Genomic DNA, 21,572 nt, shown 5'->3' on the forward strand with positions numbered 1-21,572 from the left:
CCTCCCCTGTTCACGTCGTAGCCATTCGGCGACCGAGTGTTGCATACCCGTCTGACGGCGGGGAACGTTTCGCGCGCATCCACACCCCGGTCGTGTGGATCACCACAACGATCCCCGGTTTTCCCTACCCTGGGTCGGCGGTCAGCCCGGTATCAGCACAGGTCAGAAGCTCATAGCGTGCCGGGTATGACGATTTCGGACTGGAAACGCGCGATCTACGCACTGCTCGTTCTTCCGGGTTACCTCGGTGGCGCGAAGGTCCAGCGTGGGCTCTCTCGGCGCTGGCTCGGGCAGGGAAGCGGGGCACGGCCGCGATTCTTGGCGGCCTTCGGTCCGAGTGTGATCGCGTTCCTGCTCGCTTTGCTGCTCTTCTATCTTGTCGGGCGCATCGCGACCTACGGGTTCTTCTGGACCGGGAACGACCCGGAGGGCACGTGGGGCGGGCCGACGCTGGCGGGGGCTTGGATCGTGCATTTCTTCGTCGCGCTCGGAATGGCCATTCCGATCTTCCTGGCGCTCCGGCCGATCACCCGGCTGCAAGCTCGCCTTCTGGGTTGAATCCGCCCACCTGGTGTAATCGGCACGGTATTGTGCGTGAGCGCAAGACATCAACCGATTGGGCCGGGGAGGGCTTCGATGGGTTTGTTCGGGGACGTATGGGAGGCGGCCGCGGGGCTGCTCGGCAAGACGGGCGCCGGTGCGGCGGCCGGTTTCGTCGTGGGCGGGCCGGTCGGTGCGATCGTCGGCGGAATCGTCGGGTCGAACGTGAGCGACGGCTCCGGAGCGGTCAATCAGGGCGGAATGACGCCCAAGCAGCTGCTCGAAGCCGTCCTGAACGGCCCTGGCACCGGCTCGTTGGAAGAGGCGCGCAGGGTCGGCGGCGAACAAGCCCGAAACCAGACCCAGTTGCATGACGGGACCCGCGGCGTGATGACGGCGCTGGAGTCCGCCTGGACCGGTGGCGCCGCCGACGCGGCGCGCGCGAAGCTTCAACCGCTCGCCGACTCGTCCACTTCCGCCTCATCGAGCCTTGAGCGCAATTCGGGGTTGACGCAGACGCAACTGGACCAGTTCGTGTCACTGAAGAACTCACTGGACCGTGAGGTCGCCGCGGACCCACCGACCACGGGCACCTACGACGACGCGACTCCGTGGGACACCGACACCGAAGACAAGGTCAACCAGTACAACCAGAAGGCGCAAGCGAACCTCGATCGCTACAACGCCTATAACGACCAGTCGAGCTCGAACACCACGGGCCGGACCATCGACTACGGGCAGCTCGGCGCGTTCGACGGCGGCGATTTCAAGGTCGACGACAGCAGTCCCGGTCCCGGCCCTGGTGACGACGGCAAGGTGCGGGGATTCGACGGGCGCTCGGATCCCGGCGACGGTGGGTACCGGCCGCCTCCGGGCGGGGTGCAGCCACCGCCACCGACGGGGCCGCCACCCGGCCACGAAACCCCGAGCCCGCGGCCGTATGAACCTCCCCGTCCTCACCAGCCTTCGGATCCGGGCTTCCGCCCAGGTCAGTACGACGACGGCACGCGGGCGGCGGGCTACACGCCTCCGCAGCCTTCGTCGTATCCGGGTTACCAGCCGCCGTCCTTCGGCCCCGGCACCGGTGGTGGCACCAACTTCGGCCCAGGTGGTGGCAGCGGAGTTGGTTTCGGCCCTGGATTCGGTCCAGGCAGCGGCGGCGGTTTCGGACCTGGCTCGGGTTCTTCCGGTGGGCCGGGCAGTGGCGCCGCCACGCCCGGAGCCGGTCGCGGCAGTGGGGCGATGGCTCCCGGTCAACCCGGCCAGGTGGCGCGTCCCGGAATGCCCGGTGGTCCCGCCGGGGGCGCGGGCAGGCCCGGCGCGCCCGGGATGGGCCCGATGGGCGCCGGCGCGGGCAAAGGCAAGGGCGGCGAGGACGAGGAGCACCAGCGTGCCTCGTACCTGCAGGAAGCCGACCCCGAGAGCGTCTTCGGCGGCACTGACACGAAGCCGGTCCCGCCGGTGATCGGGCTTTGACCGTGTTCGAAGCACCTCTGTACCTGCCGAAGACCGTCCTGCTCACCGCGTGGGAATGGGAGCGCCACGGCACTCCGCCCGCGGCGCTCGGCCCGGACCACCTGTGGCTCGCCGAAGACACCAAGAAGAATCTCGACGACGCGGTGCTCGACACCCTCACCGAGCTGAAACTGGCCTCCGGAGGCACCCTGACCAGGGAGTTCCGCGACCTCCTCCGGGTGCTGGCCACCGGCCCGCTGCGGTTCACCGCCTGGCTCGGCGACATCGAGTCGGACGAGACCGGGAACATCCTCGTGTCGGCGTCCGGCCCGGACGCGGTCCGAGTGATCCGCCAGGACGAGAAGATCCGCATCGACGTCATCGACCCCGGCTACGGCGCCGAATCCCTGGTCGACATGTTGCCCCCGGTCGCACCGGCTCGGATCAATCCGGTCAAGATCCCGAAATCACGCTTCTCCGGCCAGCCGGTCTACGAGGATTCCTACGACCTCGAGGACCCGACCGAGGAGCCTGCCTACGACCCGCTGCCCTCGGCGCGGGAACTGATGGCGGCGAAACGCACCGGAGTGCACCAGCTCTATGCGGTCAACAACGGCACCAGGAGCACTCCGCTCACCGTGGTCGACACCGCCCACGCCGGACGCGTCCTCACCTACGTGCTGCCGGGCGAGGACGGCGAACCGCTGGTCAGCTTCGAACCGGGGAGCAGGGACGTCCTGGTCGACGTCCTCTACGCGACCCTGCACGGACTGAAGTAAAGGGGGAGATCTCGATGACTTCGTTCTTCGGAGATGTCTGGTTCCAGAACAGCGACGACGTCGTGGGCGGTGGAGCAGCACCGGCGAGCGGCCAGGGCTTCACCATGAACGGTGACGAGATGCGTGCCCTGCTCAAGAAGTGCCAAGATCAACGAGACTTCATCCGCAACCAGTTTTACGCTGCGGCCCGGTTGTCACAGGTCGTACCACCGGGCGATGAACCAGCAAGCAAGCATGCGGTAGACGGCCCGAACGGCGTCAACGAAACCGGGCGATTCTATGAAGGACATCTACGATTCCAGGACGAGTACTTCACCGAACTCATCCTCCGACTGGAAAAATCACTGGGACTGACCGAGGAAGCCGACCGGCAAGCAGCCGACGCGACCAAGAAAAGCGGGACAATCGATTGACCTCACGAAACCAACTGGCCGCCTTCGCTTTGCTGGCCAACGGCATCCTGCTCCTGGCAGCCTGCAATGGCGACCGCACCACCCCCGGCACCCCCACACCAGGAACACCTGCCGCATCGTCGAGCGTGGCGGGTGTCCCGAACAGCGGAGCACCCGCCGTGCAGAATCCGTTACCGGCCAAGGTGCTCGACGGGAGCCCCTGCGACAGCGCCCTCACCACCCAGCAACTCGAATCCTTCATCGGTGAACCGCGTCCTGGCAAGCCCGGAACCGACGCCCTCGGCGCCGCGTGCGACTGGAGTTCCGCATCGGGAACCGGCGCGGGCTTCTCGATCAGCTACCAAACCAAGTCCGACCAAGGAATCAGCCTCCCCTATCAAAGCGTAAAACCGAAAACAGCCCGCTGGCTCGAACTTGACCCGATCGACGGCTACCCGACGATCGGCTATGCCAACAACGTGGGCGTTTCGAAAGACGACAAGAAGTTCTGCGTCGTCGTGGTAGGCGTCTCAGATCAGCTTGCCTATTCGGTTTCACTCGGCCTCGGAGACAAGGCGTATCGAGAAGGTAAGGACTCCTGCATTGCAGGACGCAGTGTGGCGGCTGAAGTCCTGAAGAACCTCAAGGGGAGGGCGTAAGCCGGGCATAGACGGCCTCGGCGCCTTTGAGCAGGTTTTCGCGAGTGGTGGCCGGGTCGGTCTTCGCGGCGATGAGGCTGATCCGCACCATCGCGCGACCGCTCTGGAAGAGGACCTGCCCGCCGTCGGCGCCGAAATCGCCGCAACTGGCCTCGCCGATCGGCCGGGACAGCGGCTCGCCCTGGCTGAAGTCACATTGCTCGCGAACACTGGCGATGGCGGCGGCGGGGTCCGGCACGGACAGCACGGTCTGGCTGACGGTGACGCTCGGTGCGATTCCCTCCGAGAGCGCCACCTGGCCGGCGCGGTCACAGCGCATCTCGACACTGTTGTGCTTCGAGCCGGGGGTTTCGCTCAAACTGAACAGATCCCGCTGCAAACCATCGGTCGGCCGTTCCGTGATCGTGGTGAAGACCTCCGCGGGAAACGCCGCGCACGGGTCGGCGACGAGGTCGTAAGGCGCGGGGTAGCTGTGTACCGGCATGGACCGCGGCCCTTGGGCGACGTTCCGGCGGATGCCGTCGAGCAGCGTGGTCAAGGCGGCTTCGGGATCGGGCCGGGGAACGCAGGCGGCGCAGAGCAAAGCGGGCACGATCAGCAGAAGTAGGCGTCTCATCAAGATGGAACGCTACGAGTTGCGGAAGCGGAAGCCAGCCCGCGACAGCGTGAGGCCATGCGGCTCCATCCCCGCACTGACCACCTAGAATGCGCGGATGACCAACACCGGCCGCAGGGGTCGCGAGCGCGCCGCGACCGATCAGGACATCCGCCGGACGGCGCGGGCGCTCCTGGTCGAGCAGGGGCCGGAGGCCGTGACCCTGCGGGCGATCGCACGCGAGCTCGGCATCACGGCGCCGGCGTTGTACCGCTACTACGGCTCCCGGGACGATCTGGTCGAGCACCTGCGTGCGGACGTCGTCGCGGATCTCGCGGCCGGGCTCGCCGAGGACATCGCGCAGCTTCCGGACGAGGGCGCGCTTCAGCTTTTCGCCATCTGCAAGGGATTCCGGCGCTGGGCGCTCGCGCACACCAAGGAGTTCACGCTGGTCTTCGCGTCGCCGTCTTCGGACGCGGGAAACCGGCTGGACGAGCCGTTCGGGCGCATCTTCCTCGCGGCGGCGGGCCGGGTGCTCGCGATGCACGACCTGGTGACGCCGTCGAACGACGTGGTGCCCGTCGAGCTGCGCGACGATCTCACGTCCTTCCAAGAGGAACTGCTCGCCGTGTTGAAGGAGTCCGGCGCGACGTTCCCGCTGGAGAAGCTCGACCTCGGCGTGACGTACCTGATGATCCAGTTCTGGGCCCGGCTCTACGGGCACGTCACGCTCGAGGTCTTCGGCAACTATCCGATCCCGTTCTCGAAACCGGACGTCCTCTTCGATGCGATGCTGGCCGATCTCGCGCGCGAGATCGGCCTCACCGCGGAGTGAGCTACGCCGCGTGCCCGCCGTCGACCGAGACGGTCGCCGCGGTCACGTACTTGCTTTCCGGCCGGGCCAGGAACGACACGGTGGCGGCGACCTCCGACGGCGAACCGTAGCGGTCGAACGCCGTCAGGCTCCGCTGGTCGGCGGCGTACGGGCCGTCGGCCGGGTTCATGTCGGTGTCGGTCGGGCCGGGGTGGACCAGGTTCACGGTGATGCCGCGCGGCCCGAGTTCCCTGGCGAGGCCCTTGGTCATGCCCAGCATCGCGGTCTTGCTCACCGCGTACAGCGACATCCCGGGGCCGGGAACGCGGTCCGAGACGCAGCTGCCGATGGTGACCACACGCCCGCCGTCGCCGAGGTGCCGGGCCGCGGCCTGCGTGGCCACGTAGACACCGCGGACGTTGACCGCGAGCACGCGGTCGATGTCCTCCAGGCTCGTCTGGTCGAGCGGTCCGACGAAGCCGACGCCCGCGTTGTTGACCAGCACGTCGAGCCTGCCGAACTCGGCGACCGTCGTGTCGACCGCGGAAACCAGAGCCGCGGCGTCGGCGCTGTCGGCCTGGATCGCCAGCGCCCGGCGGCCGAGTGCCTTGATCTCGTCCACGACACCGGCCGCGAGCGCGGCGTTGTGCTGATAGGTGAGTGCGACGTCGGCGCCGTCCTGGGCGAGCCGGATCGCCGTGGCGGCACCGATCCCGCGGCTGCCGCCGGTCACCAAAGCCACCTTGCCGTCGAGGGTCATGGGGTGTTCTCCGTTCGATTTCGTTGTCCTTGAACAACTCCATCGAATCGCTTCACGACCCTCGACGCTGGCGTCTTTCGGCCACGGCACTACAGCACGATGTTGACCAGCCGTCCCGGGACGACGATCACCTTGCGCGGCGTGCCGTCGCCGACCAGTGCGGCGACCTTCTCGTCGGCCAGCGCGGCCGCCTGCACGGCGTCCTTGTCCGCGTCGGCGGGCACGGTGACACGCGAGCGCACCTTGCCGTTGACCTGGATCGGGTACTCCACGGAGTCCTCGACCAGGTACTTCTCGTCGACGACCGGGAACGGCCCGTGCACCAGCGAATCCGCGTGGCCCAGGCGCTTCCACAGCTCCTCGGCCAGATGCGGGGCCAGCGGCGCCAGCATCAGCACCAGCGGCTCCACCAGTTCCCGCGGCGTGGCTTCGGCCGAACCGTAGGTCTTGGTGACGTAGTTGTTCAGCTCGATCAGCTTCGCGCCGGCCGTGTTGAACCGCATCTCCGCGTAATCCTCGCGGACCCCCGCGACCGTCTTGTGCAGCTGCTTGCGATCCTCGTCGGTCGCGTCCACATTGGACACTCGCAGTTCGCCGGTCTCCTCGTCGACGACCAGGCGCCACAGCCGCTGCAGGAACCGTTGCGCGCCCACGACATCCTTGGTCGCCCAAGGCCGCGAGACGTCCAGCGGGCCCATCGACATCTCGTAGAAGCGGAAGGTGTCGGCGCCGTAATCGGTGGACATCTGGTCAGGCGTCACGACATTCTTCAGGCTCTTGCCCATCTTGCCGTATTCCTGCTTGACCTCTTCGTCGCCGAAGAAGAACTTGCCGTCCCGCTCCTCGACCTGGTCGGCCTGGACGTAGACGCCGCGTGCGTCCGTGTAGGCGTACGCCTGGACGTAGCCCTGGTTGAACAGCTTCCGGTACGGCTCCTTGGACGACACGTGGCCCAGGTCGAACAGCACCTTGTGCCAGAACCGCGAGTACAGCAGGTGCAGCACCGCGTGCTCGACACCGCCGACGTACAGGTCCGTACCGCCGGGGTCGTCGACGCCGTGTTCGGCGGGACGCGGGCCGACCCAGTAGGACTCGTTCTCCGGCGCGACGAACACGTCCGGGTTGGTCGGGTCCAGGTACCGCAGCTGGTACCAGCAGGAGCCCGCCCAGTTCGGCATGGTGTTGATGTCGCGGCGGTAGGTCTTCTTGCCGTCGCCCAGGTCCAGCTCGACCTCGACCCACTCGGTGGCGCGCGCCAGCGGCGAGGACGGCGTGCTGTCCCTGTCCTCCGGGTCGAAGGTCACCGGCGAGTAGTCGGCGACCTCGGGCAGTTCGACCGGCAGCATGCTGTCCGGCAGCGGGTGGACCTGGCCGTCCTCGTCGTAGACGACCGGGAACGGCTCGCCCCAGTAGCGCTGGCGCGAGAACAGCCAGTCACGCAGCTTGTACTGGACGGTGCCGCGGCCGTGGCCGTGCTCCTCCAGCCAGCCGATCATCGTCTTCTTGGCCTCGTCGACGCCCATGCCGTCCAAGAACCCGGAGTTGATCGCGGGTCCGTCGCCGGTGAACGCCTTGCCGTCGAAGCCGTCCGTCGGCTGGACGGTGCGGATGATCTCCAGGCCGAACTTCTCGGCGAACTCCCAGTCGCGAGTGTCCTGGCCGGGGACCGCCATGATCGCGCCGGTGCCGTAACCCATCAGGACGTAGTCGGCGACGAAGACCGGGATCTCCTTGCCGTCGGCCGGGTTCACCGCGTAGGAGCCGGTGAAGACGCCGGTCTTCTCCTTGTTCTCCTGACGGTCCAATTCGGACTTCCGCGTCGCCGCCGCACGGTAGGCGGCGATCGCTTCGGCGGGCGTCGCCGCGTCACCGGTCCAGCGGGCGTCGACGCCTTCCGGCCAGGTGGCGGCGGTCAGTTCGTCGACCAGCGGGTGCTCGGGCGCGACCACGAGATACGTGGCGCCGAACAGGGTGTCGGGGCGGGTGGTGAAGACCTCGATCTTCCGCTCGCCCGCCTCGAACGACACGCGCGCACCGTGCGAGCGGCCGATCCAGTTGCGCTGCATGGACTTGACCTTCTCGGGCCAGTCCAGCAGGTCCAGGTCGTCGACCAGGCGGTCGGCGTAGGAGGTGATGCGCATCATCCACTGACGCAGATTGCGGCGGAACACCGGGAAGTTGCCGCGTTCGCTGCGGCCGTCGGAGGTGACCTCTTCGTTCGACAGCACCGTGCCAAGGCCGGGGCACCAGTTCACCGGCGCCTCGGACAGGTAGACCAGGCGATGCGAGTCGATGACCTTCAGCTGCTCGGCGCGGGTCAGCTCGCACCAGTTGCGGCCGTCCGGCGTACGGCGTTTGTCCTGCGCGTACTCGGTCTCCAGGTCGACGATCGGCCGGGCCTTGCCCGCCTTCTCGTCGTACCAGGAGTTGTAGATCTGCAGGAAGATCCACTGGGTCCACTTGTAGTAGTCCGGATCGATCGTCGAGATCCGGCGACGCTCGTCGTGACCAAGGCCCAGGCGCCGGATCTGGCGCAGGTAGGTCTCCATGTTCTCTTCGGTCGTCTTGCGCGGGTGCTGCCCCGTCTGCACCGCGTACTGCTCGGCGGGCAGGCCGAAGGCGTCGAAGCCCATCGTGTGCAACACGTTGCGGCCGATCATGCGGTGGTACCGCGCGAAGACGTCCGTCGCGATGAAGCCCAGCGGGTGCCCGACGTGCAGGCCGGCGCCCGACGGGTACGGGAACATGTCCTGGACGAACAGCTTGTCCGACGGGACCTCTCCGCTCTCGTCCGCGAGCGGGCCGACCGGGTTCGGCGCGTGGTAGGTGCCGTGGTCGGACCAGTAGTCCTGCCAACGCTGCTCGATCTGGCCTGCCAGCTCCGCGGTGTAGCGGTGCTGAGGGGCCGCGTCGGCGCCTTCGCTCGCCTGGTTCATCGCCGAAATCCTCCGTGCTCATCCACGTCAAGCCACTCCAGAAACAACTCGACCCCTCAGCCCGGAGGGCATGAGGGGTCGCCGCGCTGGTCCCGGCCGTGGGGCCGAGTTCAGCGCGGCAGGCTAAGGAGCAGCCGAGCCGTGTCCATATGGCCAGTTTAACGCGCTGGTCAAAGCCGTTCCGAGGGGACCGCCAGAGCGATGAACTGGGTCACCTGCGTCGGCGAGAAGTTGTTGTCGCTGACGAGCACCAGACTGCGCTCGCCACCTCGCAGGCGCGGGCCCCAGGTCATCCCCTCGACGTTGTCCACAGTGGACAACTTGAAGTCCGCGAGGTCCGCCAGCAGGCGCTTCTTGACCGGTTTGACCTTCTCCGCGTCGCCCAGCGAGGGAGTTTCCAGGATGTTCGTGGCGCCCTTGGTGTCGATCTCGTAGATGCGGACCTTGTTGCCGACACCGGTGACGAACGAACGCTCCATCACCAGGTAGCGCGTCGGATCGGCCTGGTCGACGGCCAGCAGCGACGAGATGCCCGTCGTCGCGAAGGCGCCGGGCGGATTCGGCGACGCGAAGACCTTCTCCTGCGGGTACGCGTACTGCGCGAGGACCGGCCCGAACCGCGACTGAAGCGTGATGCGCGAAAGGGCGCCTGACGTGGTGTTCGCTTCCGGTCCGTCCTGTAGCAACGGCCCCTCGACCGAGCTGGCGACGAGCGATCCGAAGCCCGCGAACGTGAGGCCTTCGAGGGCGAGGTTCTGCCGCGGCCCAGTCGTCTCCGCCATCGTCTCGTTGGCGGGAATCGGCAGGTCACGGACGTAGGCGCCGTCGCGCTTCGCCTCGCGGATCGACGGATCGATCCGCGCCGCCGCCGACCGCTCACCCTCCTGCGACCAGACGTACCGGCCGGTCCAGGGGTCGACGCGCAGCTCTTCGGGATCGATGGTCCGCATGTTCGGCGGCTGCGCGGGGTCGTTCTTCGCGAGCGGCGGGTACGGCGTGCCGTCGGGACGCAGGAGCGGCTTGGTGCCGGTGAAGGTGACCGGGCCGAGTCCGTCGGCGTCCAGGGAGAACTTCGCCGTGTAGAACCGGGCCGGGTTGATCGCGGACCGGTCGTCGCAGATCAGCGCGTACTCGCCGGTGCGGGGGTCGAAGTCGATGCTGGAGAGACCGCCGACGACCGTGCCCTCGTAGGGCAGGGCGTTCGGGACGATCTGTTCCCCGATCAGGCGAAGCGGACGGTGACCCGCTTCGGCGGCTGGTGCCGCCATCAGGGTGAGGGGGACGGCCCCGATCAGGGCGAGGGCAAAGGCTCGGCGTGACATGGCCTGTAGCACAGTCGATCAGGGTATCCGGCAGGTTGCCGGAACGTCACGCTTATCCTCGTGGAGTGTTCGTCATAGCGCTGGTCCCGATCGTGCTGGGTGTCCTCGTCGGCTGGGGTGGGTTCCTCGGCCTGCGCGAGAAGCTGCCGCGTGACCGCGGCGCCGGCGTGCGCACCGCCGCCACGATGCGCAGCGAAGAGGCCTTCCGCCTCGGCAACAAGGTCGCCGGGCTCCCGACGCTGGCCGGTGGCGTGATCGCCGTGCTCGCGGGGGCCGCCGGGCTGATCATGCCGACGACGTCCGGCCTCGTACTGGCCTCGATCGTGGGCGTGATCGGGTTGATCGCGCTGATCGCGGCCGGGGGAGTGCTCGGCAACCGCGCCGCCGCGACGGTCCCCGAGCCCGAACCGGAGCGGCCCGCCGGGTGCAGTGGCTGCGCCTGCGGAACCTGCGGCGTCTTCAAGAAGGCCGACACCGCCACCGCTTAATTGCGCTGGAGGTCTCCCGGGTGGGTGGCCAGCAGCGCCAGCGGGATGCCCTGACGCCGCAGCACCTGGCCCCAGAGATCGTGGTTCGGCGAGGCGAGGACGTCGCTGGGCAACGCCGGGACGATCACCCAGTCGTCGCGTTCGATCTCGTTCGCCAGCTGGCCGGAGTCCCAGCCCGCGTACCCGGCGAACACCCGCACGCCGCGGACCTTCGGGACCAGGATCTCGGGATCGGTGTCGAGATCGACCAGCGCGACCGGACCGCGGACGGCGATCACCCCCGGCACGCTGGACGCCGTCTCACCGGTCCGCAGCGCGGCCAGGCACAACGCCGTCTTCTTCTCCACCGGACCGCCGACGAACACCGACTGCGGTTCGGCGACGTGCCCGCCCCAGTTGGGGAGCACGTCGTACACCGGGACGTCACTCGGCCGGTTGAGCACGACCCCGAGCGTTCCCTCGTCCCGGTGATCGATGACGAACACGACGGTCCGCCTGAAGTTGGGATCGAACATCGTGGGGGCGGCGACCAGGAGCGTTCCCGGTTCGACCTCGGCGTCCGCTGGCACGTCCGCCATGATCCCACTTCGAGTGAGGACAAATCGTCCGGCACTGGGAACAACAGCATCACGAGCACCGTTGGACACAACGGTCGGTGCGCTTTCCGTGTCCCCCGGGCTCACTGAAGAACCGCCTTTGTGGAATACCGTCCGGCTGGAGCCACACTGCGCATAGCCGCCGAGAGGCGACCCTAAAGCGCACCGACCGCCTTGAACTCCGGTCGTTCGTCTCCGTGACGGGGTGGACGACACGGGTGCGGCGTCGCCGCACCTCTCACTAGGCTTCCGCCGTGACGACCTGCGCACCCGAGCGAGTCCGTTCGAGGGCGTTCGTTCGCGACCGTGACTTCCGCCGTCTGCTGTTCACGCGGTTCTCCGCGCACTGGGGCAACGGCATGTACCAGGCCGGGCTGGCCGGCGCCGTCCTCTTCAACCCCGAACGCGCCGCCGACGCGCTCGCCATGGCGGGCGGTTTCGCGGCGTTGCTGTTGCCCTATTCGCTCGTCGGGCCGTTCGCGGGCGCGCTGCTCGACCGTTGGGATCGCCGGAAGGTCCTGATCTTCGCGAGCCTCCTGCGGTCCCTCACCATCCTCGCGACGGCCGTCGCGGTGGGCACGGGAGCGGCGGGGATCGGGCTGTTCTCCCTGGCGCTGGCGTCGGAGGGCATCTCCCGGTTCATCGGCTCGGGTCTGTCCGCGTCGCTTCCGCACGTGGTCGAAGAGAAATCCGTGGTCGCCGCGAACGCCTTCGCGGCGACGTGGGGTTCCGTGCTCGCCGTCGTCGGCGGCGGCTGCGCGATCGGCCTCCGGGCGCTGACCGGCGCCGACGACGCCGGTTCCGCATGGGTCACCGCCGTCGCCGCGCTCGGCGGGATCGGCGCCGCCGTCCTCGCCTCGGGGTTCACGCGCGGGCTGCTCGGGCCGTCGACGGTCGACGAGCCGTCGAATCCGGCCCTCGCCGTCGCCCGCGGCCTCTCCGACGGCGCGAAGGCGGCTTGGCGCACGCCCAGCGTCACGGCCGGTTTCGTCGCGCTGTTCGCCCATCGAGCGTCGTACGGGATCTCGCTGCTGGTGACCGTGCTGCTGATGCGCAACCACTTCACCGACGCCGGGATCTTCCGCGCCGGGATGGCGGGGCTGGGGCAGATGGCCGCGTTCGCCGGGGCGGGGATCCTGGTCGCCGGACTGCTGACCGCCCGGCTGATCCGGCTGCTGGGCAGGGTCCGCGTCGTGGTGGGTGCGCTGATTCTGGCGGCGGTCGCGCAGTCCGCGCTCGGCCTGCCGATGGTGGTGCCCGCCGCGTTGGTCGCGGCGTTCCTGGTGACCGGGGCCGGACAGGTGCTGAAACTCTGCGTCGATTCGTCGGTTCAGCTCGACGTCGCCGACGAGGCGCGAGGGCGGGTCTTCGCGCTCTACGACACGCTTTTCAACATCACCCAGGTCGCCGCCGTTTCCCTGGCCGCGACGGTGATCCCGGCCGACGGACGCTCGCCGGGGCTGCTGATCGCGGCCGCCGTCCTCTACCTGGCAGGCGCCGCCGCCTACCTGCTCGCGGTGCGAAAAGGGAGAACCACTGATACGGCTCCGCCCATGGCATTAGGGTGACGCTTACCGACACCGGGTGGCGTATGCCCGGGATCAAGTACTTGCGGGGGCTCAAGTGACGACGGCCGGCGACGACAGCGCACGCCTCGAAGCGCGCAATGCCGCCATGAAGGACCAGGTCGACACGCTGCTCGAGCAGTTCGAGCGCCAGACGGCCCAGCTCCGGGACGCGCAGGAAGCCGCTTCGCAGACGTCGGCGACGGTGGTCTCGCAGGACGGCCTCGTCCGCGCCACCATCGACGCGACCGGCACGCTCGCCAAACTGGAGATCCAGCCGAACGCCTTCGAGCGCACCACTCCCGCGCAGCTCGCCAACACCGTGCTGACCTTGGTGCGTCAGGGATCGCTGCAGGTCAAGCAGCAGGTCGCCGACCTCATGGCCCCGATCACCGAAGGGCTTCCGGACCTCTCGGACCTCATCGAAGGCGCGCCTTCGCTGCAAGGGCTGGTGCCGTCGATCCCGGACTTCCTCGCGGAAGAAGAAGAGGCGCCGGCGAAGTCCGACGAAGACTTCGACGCCCCGCTCATGATCAAGGACGACACACCGCCGCCGGCTCCTCCGGCCCCGCCCGCGCCGCCGGCACCGAAACCGGTTCCGAAGCGGGTGCGCCAACAGGACGACGATGAGGACGAACCGCCTTCGAGCTGGTTGACCAGGGGAGTCTGATGCCGAACGGTGGGTTCACCGCGGATCCGGACGCGGTGAAGACGGCCGCGGCCAAACTGGGCCTTGCCGCGGATCAGCTGGACGACGCGGGCAAGGAACTGCTGGCCGCGATGAATTCGCTCGGCCAATGCTGGGGCAACGACGACGCCGGCAAGGAGTTCGCGAAGGACTACGAGCCGGGCGCGCAGGGTTCGTCCGAAGGGTTCGCGAACATCGTCGAGGCGCTGCGGGGCATGCAGCACAACGTCGAACGATCGATGACCGCGTTCACGAACGCCGAGGAAGAGATCAAGACGACGCTGGACAAGAAGGTCTAGCGCCGTGGGTATGGAGATGCCCGACGCGGTCAAGTGGCTCCTGCCGATCGTCGTCGGGGAAAGCTGGCCCGAAGGCGACGAGGACAAACTCCGCGAACTGCGCGACGCCTGGCACAACGCCTCGAAGGCCGTCCAGCCGATCGCCGACACCGCGACCAAGGGCGCCACCGAGGTCCTCGGCGGCTGGACCGGTGAAGGCGCGGAGAAGTTCGCCGAGGCCTGGAAGAAGTTCGTCGAGGGTGACGAGGCGTACTTCAAGTCGCTCGCCGACTCGTCGAAGGCGCTCGGCGACTCGTGCAACGCGACCGCGCTGGACGTCGAGTACACGAAGTACATGATCATCATCTCGCTGGTGATCCTCGCCGCGCAGATCGTCGCGATGATCGCGGCCGCGGCGGTGACCTTCGGTGGTTCGACGGCCGGGATCGCGCCGGCGCAGATCGCCACCCGCATGACCGTCCAGATGATCTTCCGGCAGCTGATGCAGAAGCTCGCGCAGGAAGGCTTCAAGAAGGTCGCGAAGGAACTCCTCGAGAAACTCCTCAAGGAGGGCCTGAAGAAGATCGGCAAGGAGGTCCTGCAGAACACGGCGATGAACCTCGCCATGGACGCGGGTATCCAGGGCCTCCAGATGGCCAAGGGCGACCGCGACAGCTGGGACTTCAGCAAGACCAAGGACTCCGCGATCAGCGGTGCCGTCGACGGCGTGGTCGGCGCGGGCAGCAGCAGTATCGGCAAGGGCGCGACCAAGGGACTTTCCGACAGCGTCGGCGGCCAGATCGTCGACAGCGCGGCGCGCGGTGCCGTACGCGGCGCGGCCGAAGGTGTCGCCAGCACGGTCGGGCAGGCCGCCGTCACCGGCGACCTGGACAAGCTTTCGGCCAAGGACGTCCTGATGGGCGCTTCCGGCGGAGCCGTGGGTGGCGGTGTCGACGGGGCGAAGAGCCAGATCGGCGACATCAAGGCCGCGAACACGCCCGGCGCCTCGGCGGGCGACGGCCCTCCCACACCGGATGTGGATTCCGGGGATTCCGGTTCTTCGTCGGACTCGCGTTCCTCCGCGGACTCGGGCTCCTCCGCGGATTCCGGCTCTTCTTCGGATACCGGTTCTTCCACGGACTCCGGCTCCTCCGCGGACTCGCGTTCCTCCACGGACTCCGGTTCTTCGTCGGACTCGCGTTCCTCCGCGGACTCCGGCTCCTCCACGGACTCCGGCTCTTCTTCGCGGTCGGATTCTTCGTCGGACCCGGCGCCACGGTCCACTTCGGACAGTCAGGCGGCTTCGAGCCGCGGTTCGGACAGCGCTTCCGGGTCCGCTGATCCGCAGCCGCGTTCCGAGAGCGGCCCGCAGCGGGCGGCGGACGGCGACCGGGTCAGCCAGTCCTCGACGCAGGCCCCCGAACGTCCGGCCGACGCCCCGGCGAACACCGGTGACGGTCAGCGTGCGCCGCAGACCCACCAGAACGCTCCGGCGGCCGCCGCGGACAACGGTTCCGGTCAGCAGCAAGGCGCGGCGGGTAATCAGCAGCAGGCACCCGCCGCCCAGTCGCAGGCGCCCGCGGCGAGCCCGGCCCAGACACCGGCTTCGAGCCCGGCACAGGGACCGGCGTCCAGTCCGGCACCGAGCCCGTCGCACGGTCCTTCGCCGAGTCCTTCGCAGTCCAGCGCGATGCCGCCCGCCGCCTCCTCTTCCTCGGGTGCGCCGTCGAGTTCGGGCGGGTACGGCATGGCGTCGAACCCGGGTTCGAGCTCGCCCGCTCCGTCTGGCGGGTACGGCATGGCTCCCGGCGGCAACCCGCCCGGCAACGGTCCGGCTCCCGGCGGTTTCCCGCCTCCCGGCCACGATCCGTCGCGGCCCGGCCGGCCGAACGACGGCGTCCAGGCCGCGGGCTTCACCGGCAACGGCGGGCCGCAGCAGCCGCGTTTCGACCAGCCGCCCGCCCCGATGCCCTTCCAGGGCCAGCAGCCGATGCAGCCGCCGCCTCCGGGTGGTTTCGCACCGCCGCCGCCTCCGACCGGCGCCATGCCGCCGCGCGGGCCGCAGGGTCAGCCCGGTCCGATGGGCCCACGTCCGACTGGACCACAGCCGCCGCAGCAGCATCCCGGTCAGGGTGGATATCCGCAGGACCGCGGGCCGCGACAGCGTCCTCAGCAACCGCCACAGCCGCCGGGACCGCAGGGTCCGCCGCGCCCGCCCCAGGGGTATCAGGGCAGGCCGGGACCGGGTCCCGGCCCGAACGGCGGGGTCCCGCCGCGCCCGCAGACGCCTCCGCCCGGCCCGCCGCCGGGCAACCGCGGTCCGGCAGGCCATCCGCCGCGGCCCCCGCATCCGGGCAACGGTCCGTTCCCCGGCAACCGCGGCCCCATGCCGCCGCCTCCGCCCGGCCATCACCCGGGTCAGCCAGGTCACCCGGGCCGTCCCGGACAGCAGCCCGGCAGGCCGATGCCGCCCGGTGCCGAGCCGCCGCGCTTCGGTGGTCCGCAACGTCCGCCGCAGGTCCCGGCACCGCGTCCCGGCCACGACGGGAACGCGGGACCCCAGGACCGCACCCAGCAGCCGCNGCGTCCCCCGCAGCAGCAGCCCCCGATGCGACCGGTGGAGGAGGCGCCGCGGCAGGCACCTCAGGACACCGGGCTGCCCAAGGACACAGAGCTCCCGAAAGACGTCGAGACTCCCAAGGACACGGACGCCCCCAAGAACACCGAGACGCCGAAGGACGTCGAGGCTCCGAAGGACACCGAGGCACCCCAGGACGTCACGCCTGACGACAAGACCAGCGACGACGTCGGTACCACCGTCGACGAGCCGTACCTGACGGATCCGGACTTCCACACGGACGACCCCGCCGCCTACCGCGCGCTCGCCGAGACGCAGATCGACAAGCGCGGTTTCGACACCGAGACCGGGGAAGCGCGGAGCGAACAGGTCCGCCGCGAAGGTCTCGCCAAACGCGACACCCACGAAGATCCACGCGTCAAGGCGATGTCGGATCAGGGCGCCTACGCGGTCCACAGCTACACGCGTACCGACATGGCCGAGCGGATCACGCACGCCCAGCGTCACGGCGGCGCGGAGCTGGACGCGCTCCGGCCGCATATCGAGGCGATCACCTCCGGCCTCAACGAGATGCCCGCCTACGAGGGCCTCGTCTCGCGGCGGGTGAAATTTAACGGCAACGAAAGCGCGATCCGGAGTTTCCTCGAAGCGCACGCCAGGGGTCAGGTCATCGTCGACCCGCAGATGCTGAGCACGTCGCGGGTCACCCCCGACCATCCGCGGAGCAACTTCCCCGGCGAAGTCGAGATGCGCATCCAGTCGAAGACCGGACGCCACATCGAGGACCTCGCGTCCATCAAGGACGAACGCGAAGTGCTGATGAAGTCGGCGACGCAGCTGCGTGTCACCGACGTCAAGATGGGCCCGGGGCATCCCGATCACCCCGACTACAAGAAGCGGCTGGACGACGGCTCGCCCAACGACCTGCCGAAGTGGATCGTCGAATGCGAAGAGGTCGTCGCCGGTGAAGACGGCCACCTGAGCCCGGACGAGGTCCACCAGAAGGTCGCCGAGCGGCGCGAGGACAACAACGCCGTGCAGGAGCGGCTGGCGCAGGAAGCGGCCGAGCAGGAAGCCCAGCTGCGCCGCGACCACCCGGAGCTGTTCCAGGGCCAGGGCCTCGCAGGGCTCGAGACCAAGCTGGCCGACGGCAAGGGCGGCTGGGTCGACGCCACCGACGCCCCGGTCCACGACATCCCCAAGCCGAGGGAGCACGTCCCCGACGGCGGCTGGTCCGAGCTGGCGAAGCCGCTCGACGAGGGCGGGACGCCGGTCATCCACGCGGGTTCGGCCGAGACACCGCACCAGCAGGTGCGGCTGCTCATGGACGAGATTCCGGCGATCGGCGAGGCCAACACCCGCAACTACTACGCGCCCGAATCGTGGAAGGACGGCTACCAGACGAACTCGGCCGAGTCGCTGGTCGCGTTCGAGGACCGGATGAACGGTGGCGACTCGGTCGCCGGGCCGTCGACCGGTGGTTCGCCGTTGCAGCACGTCAGCGACCGGCTCGGCGGGCAGTGGTCGGATCGGAACGGCTTCGCCGACGTCGCCCGTGAGCTGGGTGAACGTCCGGTCGGCGCGCGGACGGCGGTGGCGTTCGAGCACCACGCCGCCGCCGAGCCGAACGCGCCGGAGGGTTCACCGCGGTCCAAGGACCGGATCGAGACGCGGATCGTCGCCGCGGTGCACACGCCGCACGGCGTGGTCTTCGCCGACCCGATGACCGGACGGCTCGCGACGCTGCCCGACGATCCGACGTCGATCAAGGCGATGCCGATGGGCGGCGGCGATGCCCCGCACACGCCGGAAGCGCCGCACACCGACAAGGCCCCTGAGGCCGAAACGCCGGTTCAGGAGCAGGCGCCGAAGACCGAAGCCGACATCGCCGACCGGCTCAAGGGCCCGGAAGAAGCACCCAAGCGAATCGACGAGAGCTACCTCGGCGACAAGGACTTCCGTGGCACGCCGGAGGATCACAAGAGCCTCCGTGACCGCTACGACAACGCCGACCACGCCGAGCAAGCCCGCGAAAAGGCGCTCAAGCGGCTTGAAGCCAGCCCGCTGAAAGACCGCGTCTCGCCCGAAGCGGCGGAAGCGATCTACTCGTACTCGCGCGAACACGCGTACGCGATCAACGACGCGAACCGCCGGGGTGAATCGCACCCCGACTTCGAGAACGCCCAGCGCAGCACCCGGGCGATCGTCGGCGCGCTCAACGAGCTGCCGGACTTCCACGGCGAGGCCATCCGCGGCATCGACACCAAGGGCGACATGCAAGCCGCCGCGATCATGGCGGCGCACTACGAACCCGGCCAGACCGTCCCCGAGCCGACGATGACCAGCTCCACCATCAAGACGTCGCCGGACACGAAGTCGAAGTTCGGCGAAGACGTCGAGATCCACATCGTCTCGAAGACGGGCAAGGACGTCTCGTCACTCGCCGAGAACCCGCGCGAGAACGAGGCCATCAACAAGCCGGCCACGCAGCTTTACGTGCACAGCAAGGAGTTCAAGACCCCGCCGCTGGTCGACCGGCCGAAGTGGGTCATCCACGCCGAAGAGGTCGTTCCCGGCGACCCGCGCTACCTCGACCCCGAGACCGCCAAGCAGAAGATGGACGAGCGGCGGGCCCGGCACGCCGCGGAGGCGCCGGAGCTCGCGCGGCTCGCCCAGGCACAGTCGATGGCGCGCCTCGGCGGCTTCGACGAGCCGCAGACCCCGCACCTCACCACGGAGAACCCGGCGCAGCACGGGGTCGCGGACGCCGACAAGGGGCCCGAGTACGGCGACCAGCCCGCTCAGGACCACTCGGCCACCGACGACACGATCGAACTGCCCGCCCCCGAGCGGGACTACTCGTCGATGGCGGTCGCGACGAACCCGCCGAGCGAACCGGCGATCCACGCCGGCTCGGCGAGCCCCGCGCAGCAGGCCGCGTACCTCGCGGACCGGCACCCGCGACTGGGCGAGGTCAACCCGCACTTCAACGACCCCGACGCGCTGGCGAACGGCTACCGGTCCAACTGCACCCGCACACCGGGCGCGTACATGGATCGGCTGAACGGCATCGATTCGACCGCCGATCCGCTGCTGGTGCACGAGATGGACAGCCGCGGCACGCTGGAACACGTCGAGGAGCGGTTCGGCGGGCAGTTCTCCGACCGCGCCGACTACGACACCGTCATCCGCGAGATGCGGGGGATGCCGACCGATCACCACGCGGTCGTCGCGGTGAAGTACCTCGACGAGAACGGCGTCGAGCGCGGGCACGTCGCCATGGTGGCCAACACCCGTGACGGCGTCGCGTTCCTCGACCCGCAGTCCGGTGCGCTGATGAACCTGCCGCATCCGCCGCTGAGCATGAAGCTGATGCACGTCGGCGTCCCGGATGGCCCGGCCGCGCAGCACACCGACGCGCACACCACGCGGACGGAGACCGCGCCGACGCGGCCCGTCGACCCGCGGATCGCGTTCGCCAGGGAGGACACGCCCGACGTGCAGCCGTCGCGGATCGGGCCGGACGGCCGTCCGATCGTGACGCCGCCGCAGGACGCGGGCTACGGCATGGCGCACGACGAGCAGCCACCGGGAAACCGGGCCGATGGCGAGCGGTTCCTGAACGATCCCGAGGTCGCGGCTGCGGTGGACGGACTCGACCCGGACAACAAGCGGGCCGTTCACGAGGACGAAAACGGGGTCAAGCACGACGTCGGGCCGATGCGGGACTTCATCCGCGAACACCTGCCCGCGCATCCGGAACTCGTCCGGCTGATGGAGCACCCGGACAACGCGTATCTGCGGGCTTCGCTGCTCGACAACCCGATGACCATCGGCAGCCTGCTGCTGCACCCGGAAGCCATCCCGATCCTCGAAGACGCCTTGCGCGACGTCGAGGAGCGCGGTTTCCAGATGATCGACGACGTCCAGGAGGCAGGCCCCGGCGCGACTCCGCTGACCGACGAGCAGCGGGCAGTCTCCGACGCGGCGGCGCGGATCGCGGCCGATTCGGACCCGGACCATCGCGTCCACGCGGGTTTCTCTCCGGAACACATCGGCGACGCGGCGAGGATCGACGAGTTCCTCGCCTCCGAGCGAGCGGCCTGGCCGCAGAATCAGGGTGACCTCAACCGGATCGCCGAACGTATCGCGAGCGAGAACGACGGTCAGGCCGGTAGCCGCCAGAGTCCCAAGGACGACGATCGAGCCCGGGCGAAGATCGCCAAGTACGAGGGTGACGCTTCCCTGCTGACGGACCTGGTGGGCGCGAAGATCCAGTTCGACACCCTGGCCGATGTCTACCACGCGCTGGACGCGGTGATCGCCGACCCGGATCTCGAAATCGTCAGCTTCGACGACCGGTTCGCGAAGCCGCAGGACAGCGGGTACCGCGATCTGCAGATGAACGTCCGGCTGCCGAACGGGCACGTCGCCGAACTACGACTGCACCTGACGCATATCGACACCGTCTCGGCCTACGAACACGCCTTGTACGAGGTCCGTCGTGACTTCCCGACGTACAACCTGACACTGGACGAGAACAACAAGAAGAGGTTGTCGCCGGAACAGGCCCTGCTGGACGCCGCCCTGATGGACCGGGTCCGGGAGAAGTTCATGGCAGGTCTGCGCAAGGGCCTGCCGCCTGAGGAGAACACGTGATCCAGACGCCGTCCTTTTACACGTATTTCGGGAAGACCTACCGCATCGAGTCGACGCCTGACGGTGGCCTGACGGGTTACCTCCTCAACCTGCGCTCCGGCGAGTTCGACGAAAAACCGGAGCACGTGCGCGAGGTCATGTGGGCGATGGCGAGTTCGGACATCAGCAAGGTGTCCGAAGAGAAGTTCGTCCAGGAAACCGAGCGCGCCCGCGAGCGGTACCTCAAGGGCAGTGGTCCGGTCTTCGCGCTGTACGAGACCATCGACGGGCTCTACCAGCAGGCCAGGCGCGAAAACCGGCGCGTGGAACCGCAGGAATCGGCGTTGATCCGGTCGCTGCGCAAGCGCACCTTCAAGATGTGGGAGGACGAGCTGGCCCGCCGCGCCGCCGGGGAGCCGCCGACGTTCCGGGCGGAACCACGGTTCCCCGAATACAAACCACCGGAGGAAGGGGACAGCCAGTGATCTC

17 protein-coding genes are annotated in these 21,572 nt (G+C 68.8%); 12 read left to right on the forward strand and 5 right to left on the reverse strand.

What is annotated here, in order from left to right:
- Positions 1-186: 186 nt before the first annotated feature.
- From DL991_RS05125 to DL991_RS05145, 5 genes are all read left to right on the forward strand, one after another.
- A complete protein-coding gene (locus DL991_RS05125) occupies positions 187-558 on the forward strand; it encodes a hypothetical protein (protein WP_125781476.1) in 372 nt (123 codons plus the stop codon).
- Positions 559-636: 78 nt separating this feature from the next.
- Complete coding sequence (locus DL991_RS05130; protein WP_125781478.1) at positions 637-2,016, forward strand: hypothetical protein; 1,380 nt, start codon at positions 637-639, stop codon at positions 2,014-2,016.
- A 2-nt stretch (positions 2,017-2,018) separates the two neighbouring features.
- Positions 2,019-2,774 (forward strand): ESX secretion-associated protein EspG, encoded by a 756-nt coding sequence (locus DL991_RS05135; protein WP_125781480.1) that lies wholly within the window; start codon positions 2,019-2,021, stop codon positions 2,772-2,774.
- A 14-nt stretch (positions 2,775-2,788) separates the two neighbouring features.
- The gene (locus tag DL991_RS05140) at positions 2,789-3,187 is read left to right on the forward strand and encodes a hypothetical protein (protein WP_125781482.1); all 399 of its coding nucleotides are present in this window, start codon (positions 2,789-2,791) and stop codon (positions 3,185-3,187) included.
- Positions 3,184-3,825, forward strand: coding sequence for a DUF3558 domain-containing protein (locus DL991_RS05145; protein ID WP_233598676.1), 642 nt, complete (start codon positions 3,184-3,186; stop codon positions 3,823-3,825). Before DL991_RS05140 ends, DL991_RS05145 begins: the two co-directional genes overlap by 4 nt.
- On the opposite strand, the gene DL991_RS05150 is transcribed toward DL991_RS05145, so the two are convergent.
- Complete coding sequence (locus DL991_RS05150) at positions 3,809-4,441, reverse strand: hypothetical protein (protein WP_125781484.1); 633 nt, start codon at positions 4,439-4,441, stop codon at positions 3,809-3,811. The two genes, DL991_RS05145 and DL991_RS05150, sit on opposite strands and share 17 nt — an antisense overlap.
- Positions 4,442-4,538: 97 nt before the next feature.
- On the opposite strand from DL991_RS05150, the gene DL991_RS05155 reads away from it, so the two are divergent.
- A complete protein-coding gene (locus DL991_RS05155; RefSeq protein ID WP_125781486.1) occupies positions 4,539-5,255 on the forward strand; it encodes a TetR/AcrR family transcriptional regulator in 717 nt (238 codons plus the stop codon).
- Between the two features lies 1 nt (position 5,256).
- Here the strand turns inward: DL991_RS05155 and DL991_RS05160 are convergent, their stop codons facing one another.
- The 3 genes from DL991_RS05160 to DL991_RS05170 all read right to left on the reverse strand — a co-directional run bounded on the left by DL991_RS05160 (position 5,257) and on the right by DL991_RS05170 (position 10,252).
- A complete protein-coding gene (locus DL991_RS05160) occupies positions 5,257-5,994 on the reverse strand; it encodes a 3-oxoacyl-ACP reductase family protein (protein ID WP_125781488.1) in 738 nt (245 codons plus the stop codon).
- Between the two features lie 89 nt (positions 5,995-6,083).
- The gene (leuS, locus tag DL991_RS05165) at positions 6,084-8,930 is read right to left on the reverse strand and encodes a leucine--tRNA ligase (RefSeq protein WP_125781490.1); all 2,847 of its coding nucleotides are present in this window, start codon (positions 8,928-8,930) and stop codon (positions 6,084-6,086) included.
- Positions 8,931-9,100: 170 nt separating this feature from the next.
- Positions 9,101-10,252: an esterase-like activity of phytase family protein gene (locus DL991_RS05170; RefSeq protein WP_125781491.1), complete on the reverse strand. Its 1,152-nt coding sequence runs from the start codon at positions 10,250-10,252 to the stop codon at positions 9,101-9,103.
- Positions 10,253-10,317: 65 nt separating this feature from the next.
- On the opposite strand from DL991_RS05170, the gene DL991_RS05175 reads away from it, so the two are divergent.
- Positions 10,318-10,740, forward strand: a complete 423-nt coding sequence (locus DL991_RS05175; RefSeq protein ID WP_125781493.1) for an SdpI family protein — start codon at positions 10,318-10,320, stop codon at positions 10,738-10,740.
- On the opposite strand, the gene DL991_RS05180 is transcribed toward DL991_RS05175, so the two are convergent.
- Complete coding sequence (locus DL991_RS05180) at positions 10,737-11,318, reverse strand: YqgE/AlgH family protein (protein WP_199746193.1); 582 nt, start codon at positions 11,316-11,318, stop codon at positions 10,737-10,739. The genes DL991_RS05175 and DL991_RS05180 overlap by 4 nt on opposite strands.
- A 272-nt stretch (positions 11,319-11,590) precedes the next feature.
- Here DL991_RS05180 and DL991_RS05185 point away from each other — a divergent pair, with 272 nt between their 5' ends.
- From DL991_RS05185 to DL991_RS05205, 5 genes are all read left to right on the forward strand, one after another.
- Positions 11,591-12,904, forward strand: coding sequence for an MFS transporter (locus DL991_RS05185; protein WP_125781495.1), 1,314 nt, complete (start codon positions 11,591-11,593; stop codon positions 12,902-12,904).
- A 55-nt stretch (positions 12,905-12,959) separates the two neighbouring features.
- Positions 12,960-13,571 (forward strand): YbaB/EbfC family nucleoid-associated protein, encoded by a 612-nt coding sequence (locus DL991_RS05190; RefSeq protein ID WP_233598677.1) that lies wholly within the window; start codon positions 12,960-12,962, stop codon positions 13,569-13,571.
- Entirely contained in the window at positions 13,571-13,888 is a 318-nt protein-coding gene (locus DL991_RS05195; protein ID WP_125781497.1) for a WXG100 family type VII secretion target, read from the forward strand. Before DL991_RS05190 ends, DL991_RS05195 begins: the two co-directional genes overlap by 1 nt.
- 10 nt (positions 13,889-13,898) lie before the next feature.
- Positions 13,899-21,104, forward strand: a complete 7,206-nt coding sequence (locus tag DL991_RS05200) for a toxin glutamine deamidase domain-containing protein (RefSeq protein WP_125781802.1) — start codon at positions 13,899-13,901, stop codon at positions 21,102-21,104.
- A complete protein-coding gene (locus tag DL991_RS05205) occupies positions 21,101-21,568 on the forward strand; it encodes a hypothetical protein (RefSeq protein WP_125781499.1) in 468 nt (155 codons plus the stop codon). The genes DL991_RS05200 and DL991_RS05205 overlap by 4 nt, the downstream gene beginning before the upstream one ends.
- Positions 21,569-21,572 lie beyond the last annotated feature (4 nt).

It is taken from the genome of Amycolatopsis sp. WAC 01375 (genome assembly GCF_003947325.1).
Taxonomy (GTDB): Bacteria; Actinomycetota; Actinomycetes; order Mycobacteriales; family Pseudonocardiaceae; genus Amycolatopsis.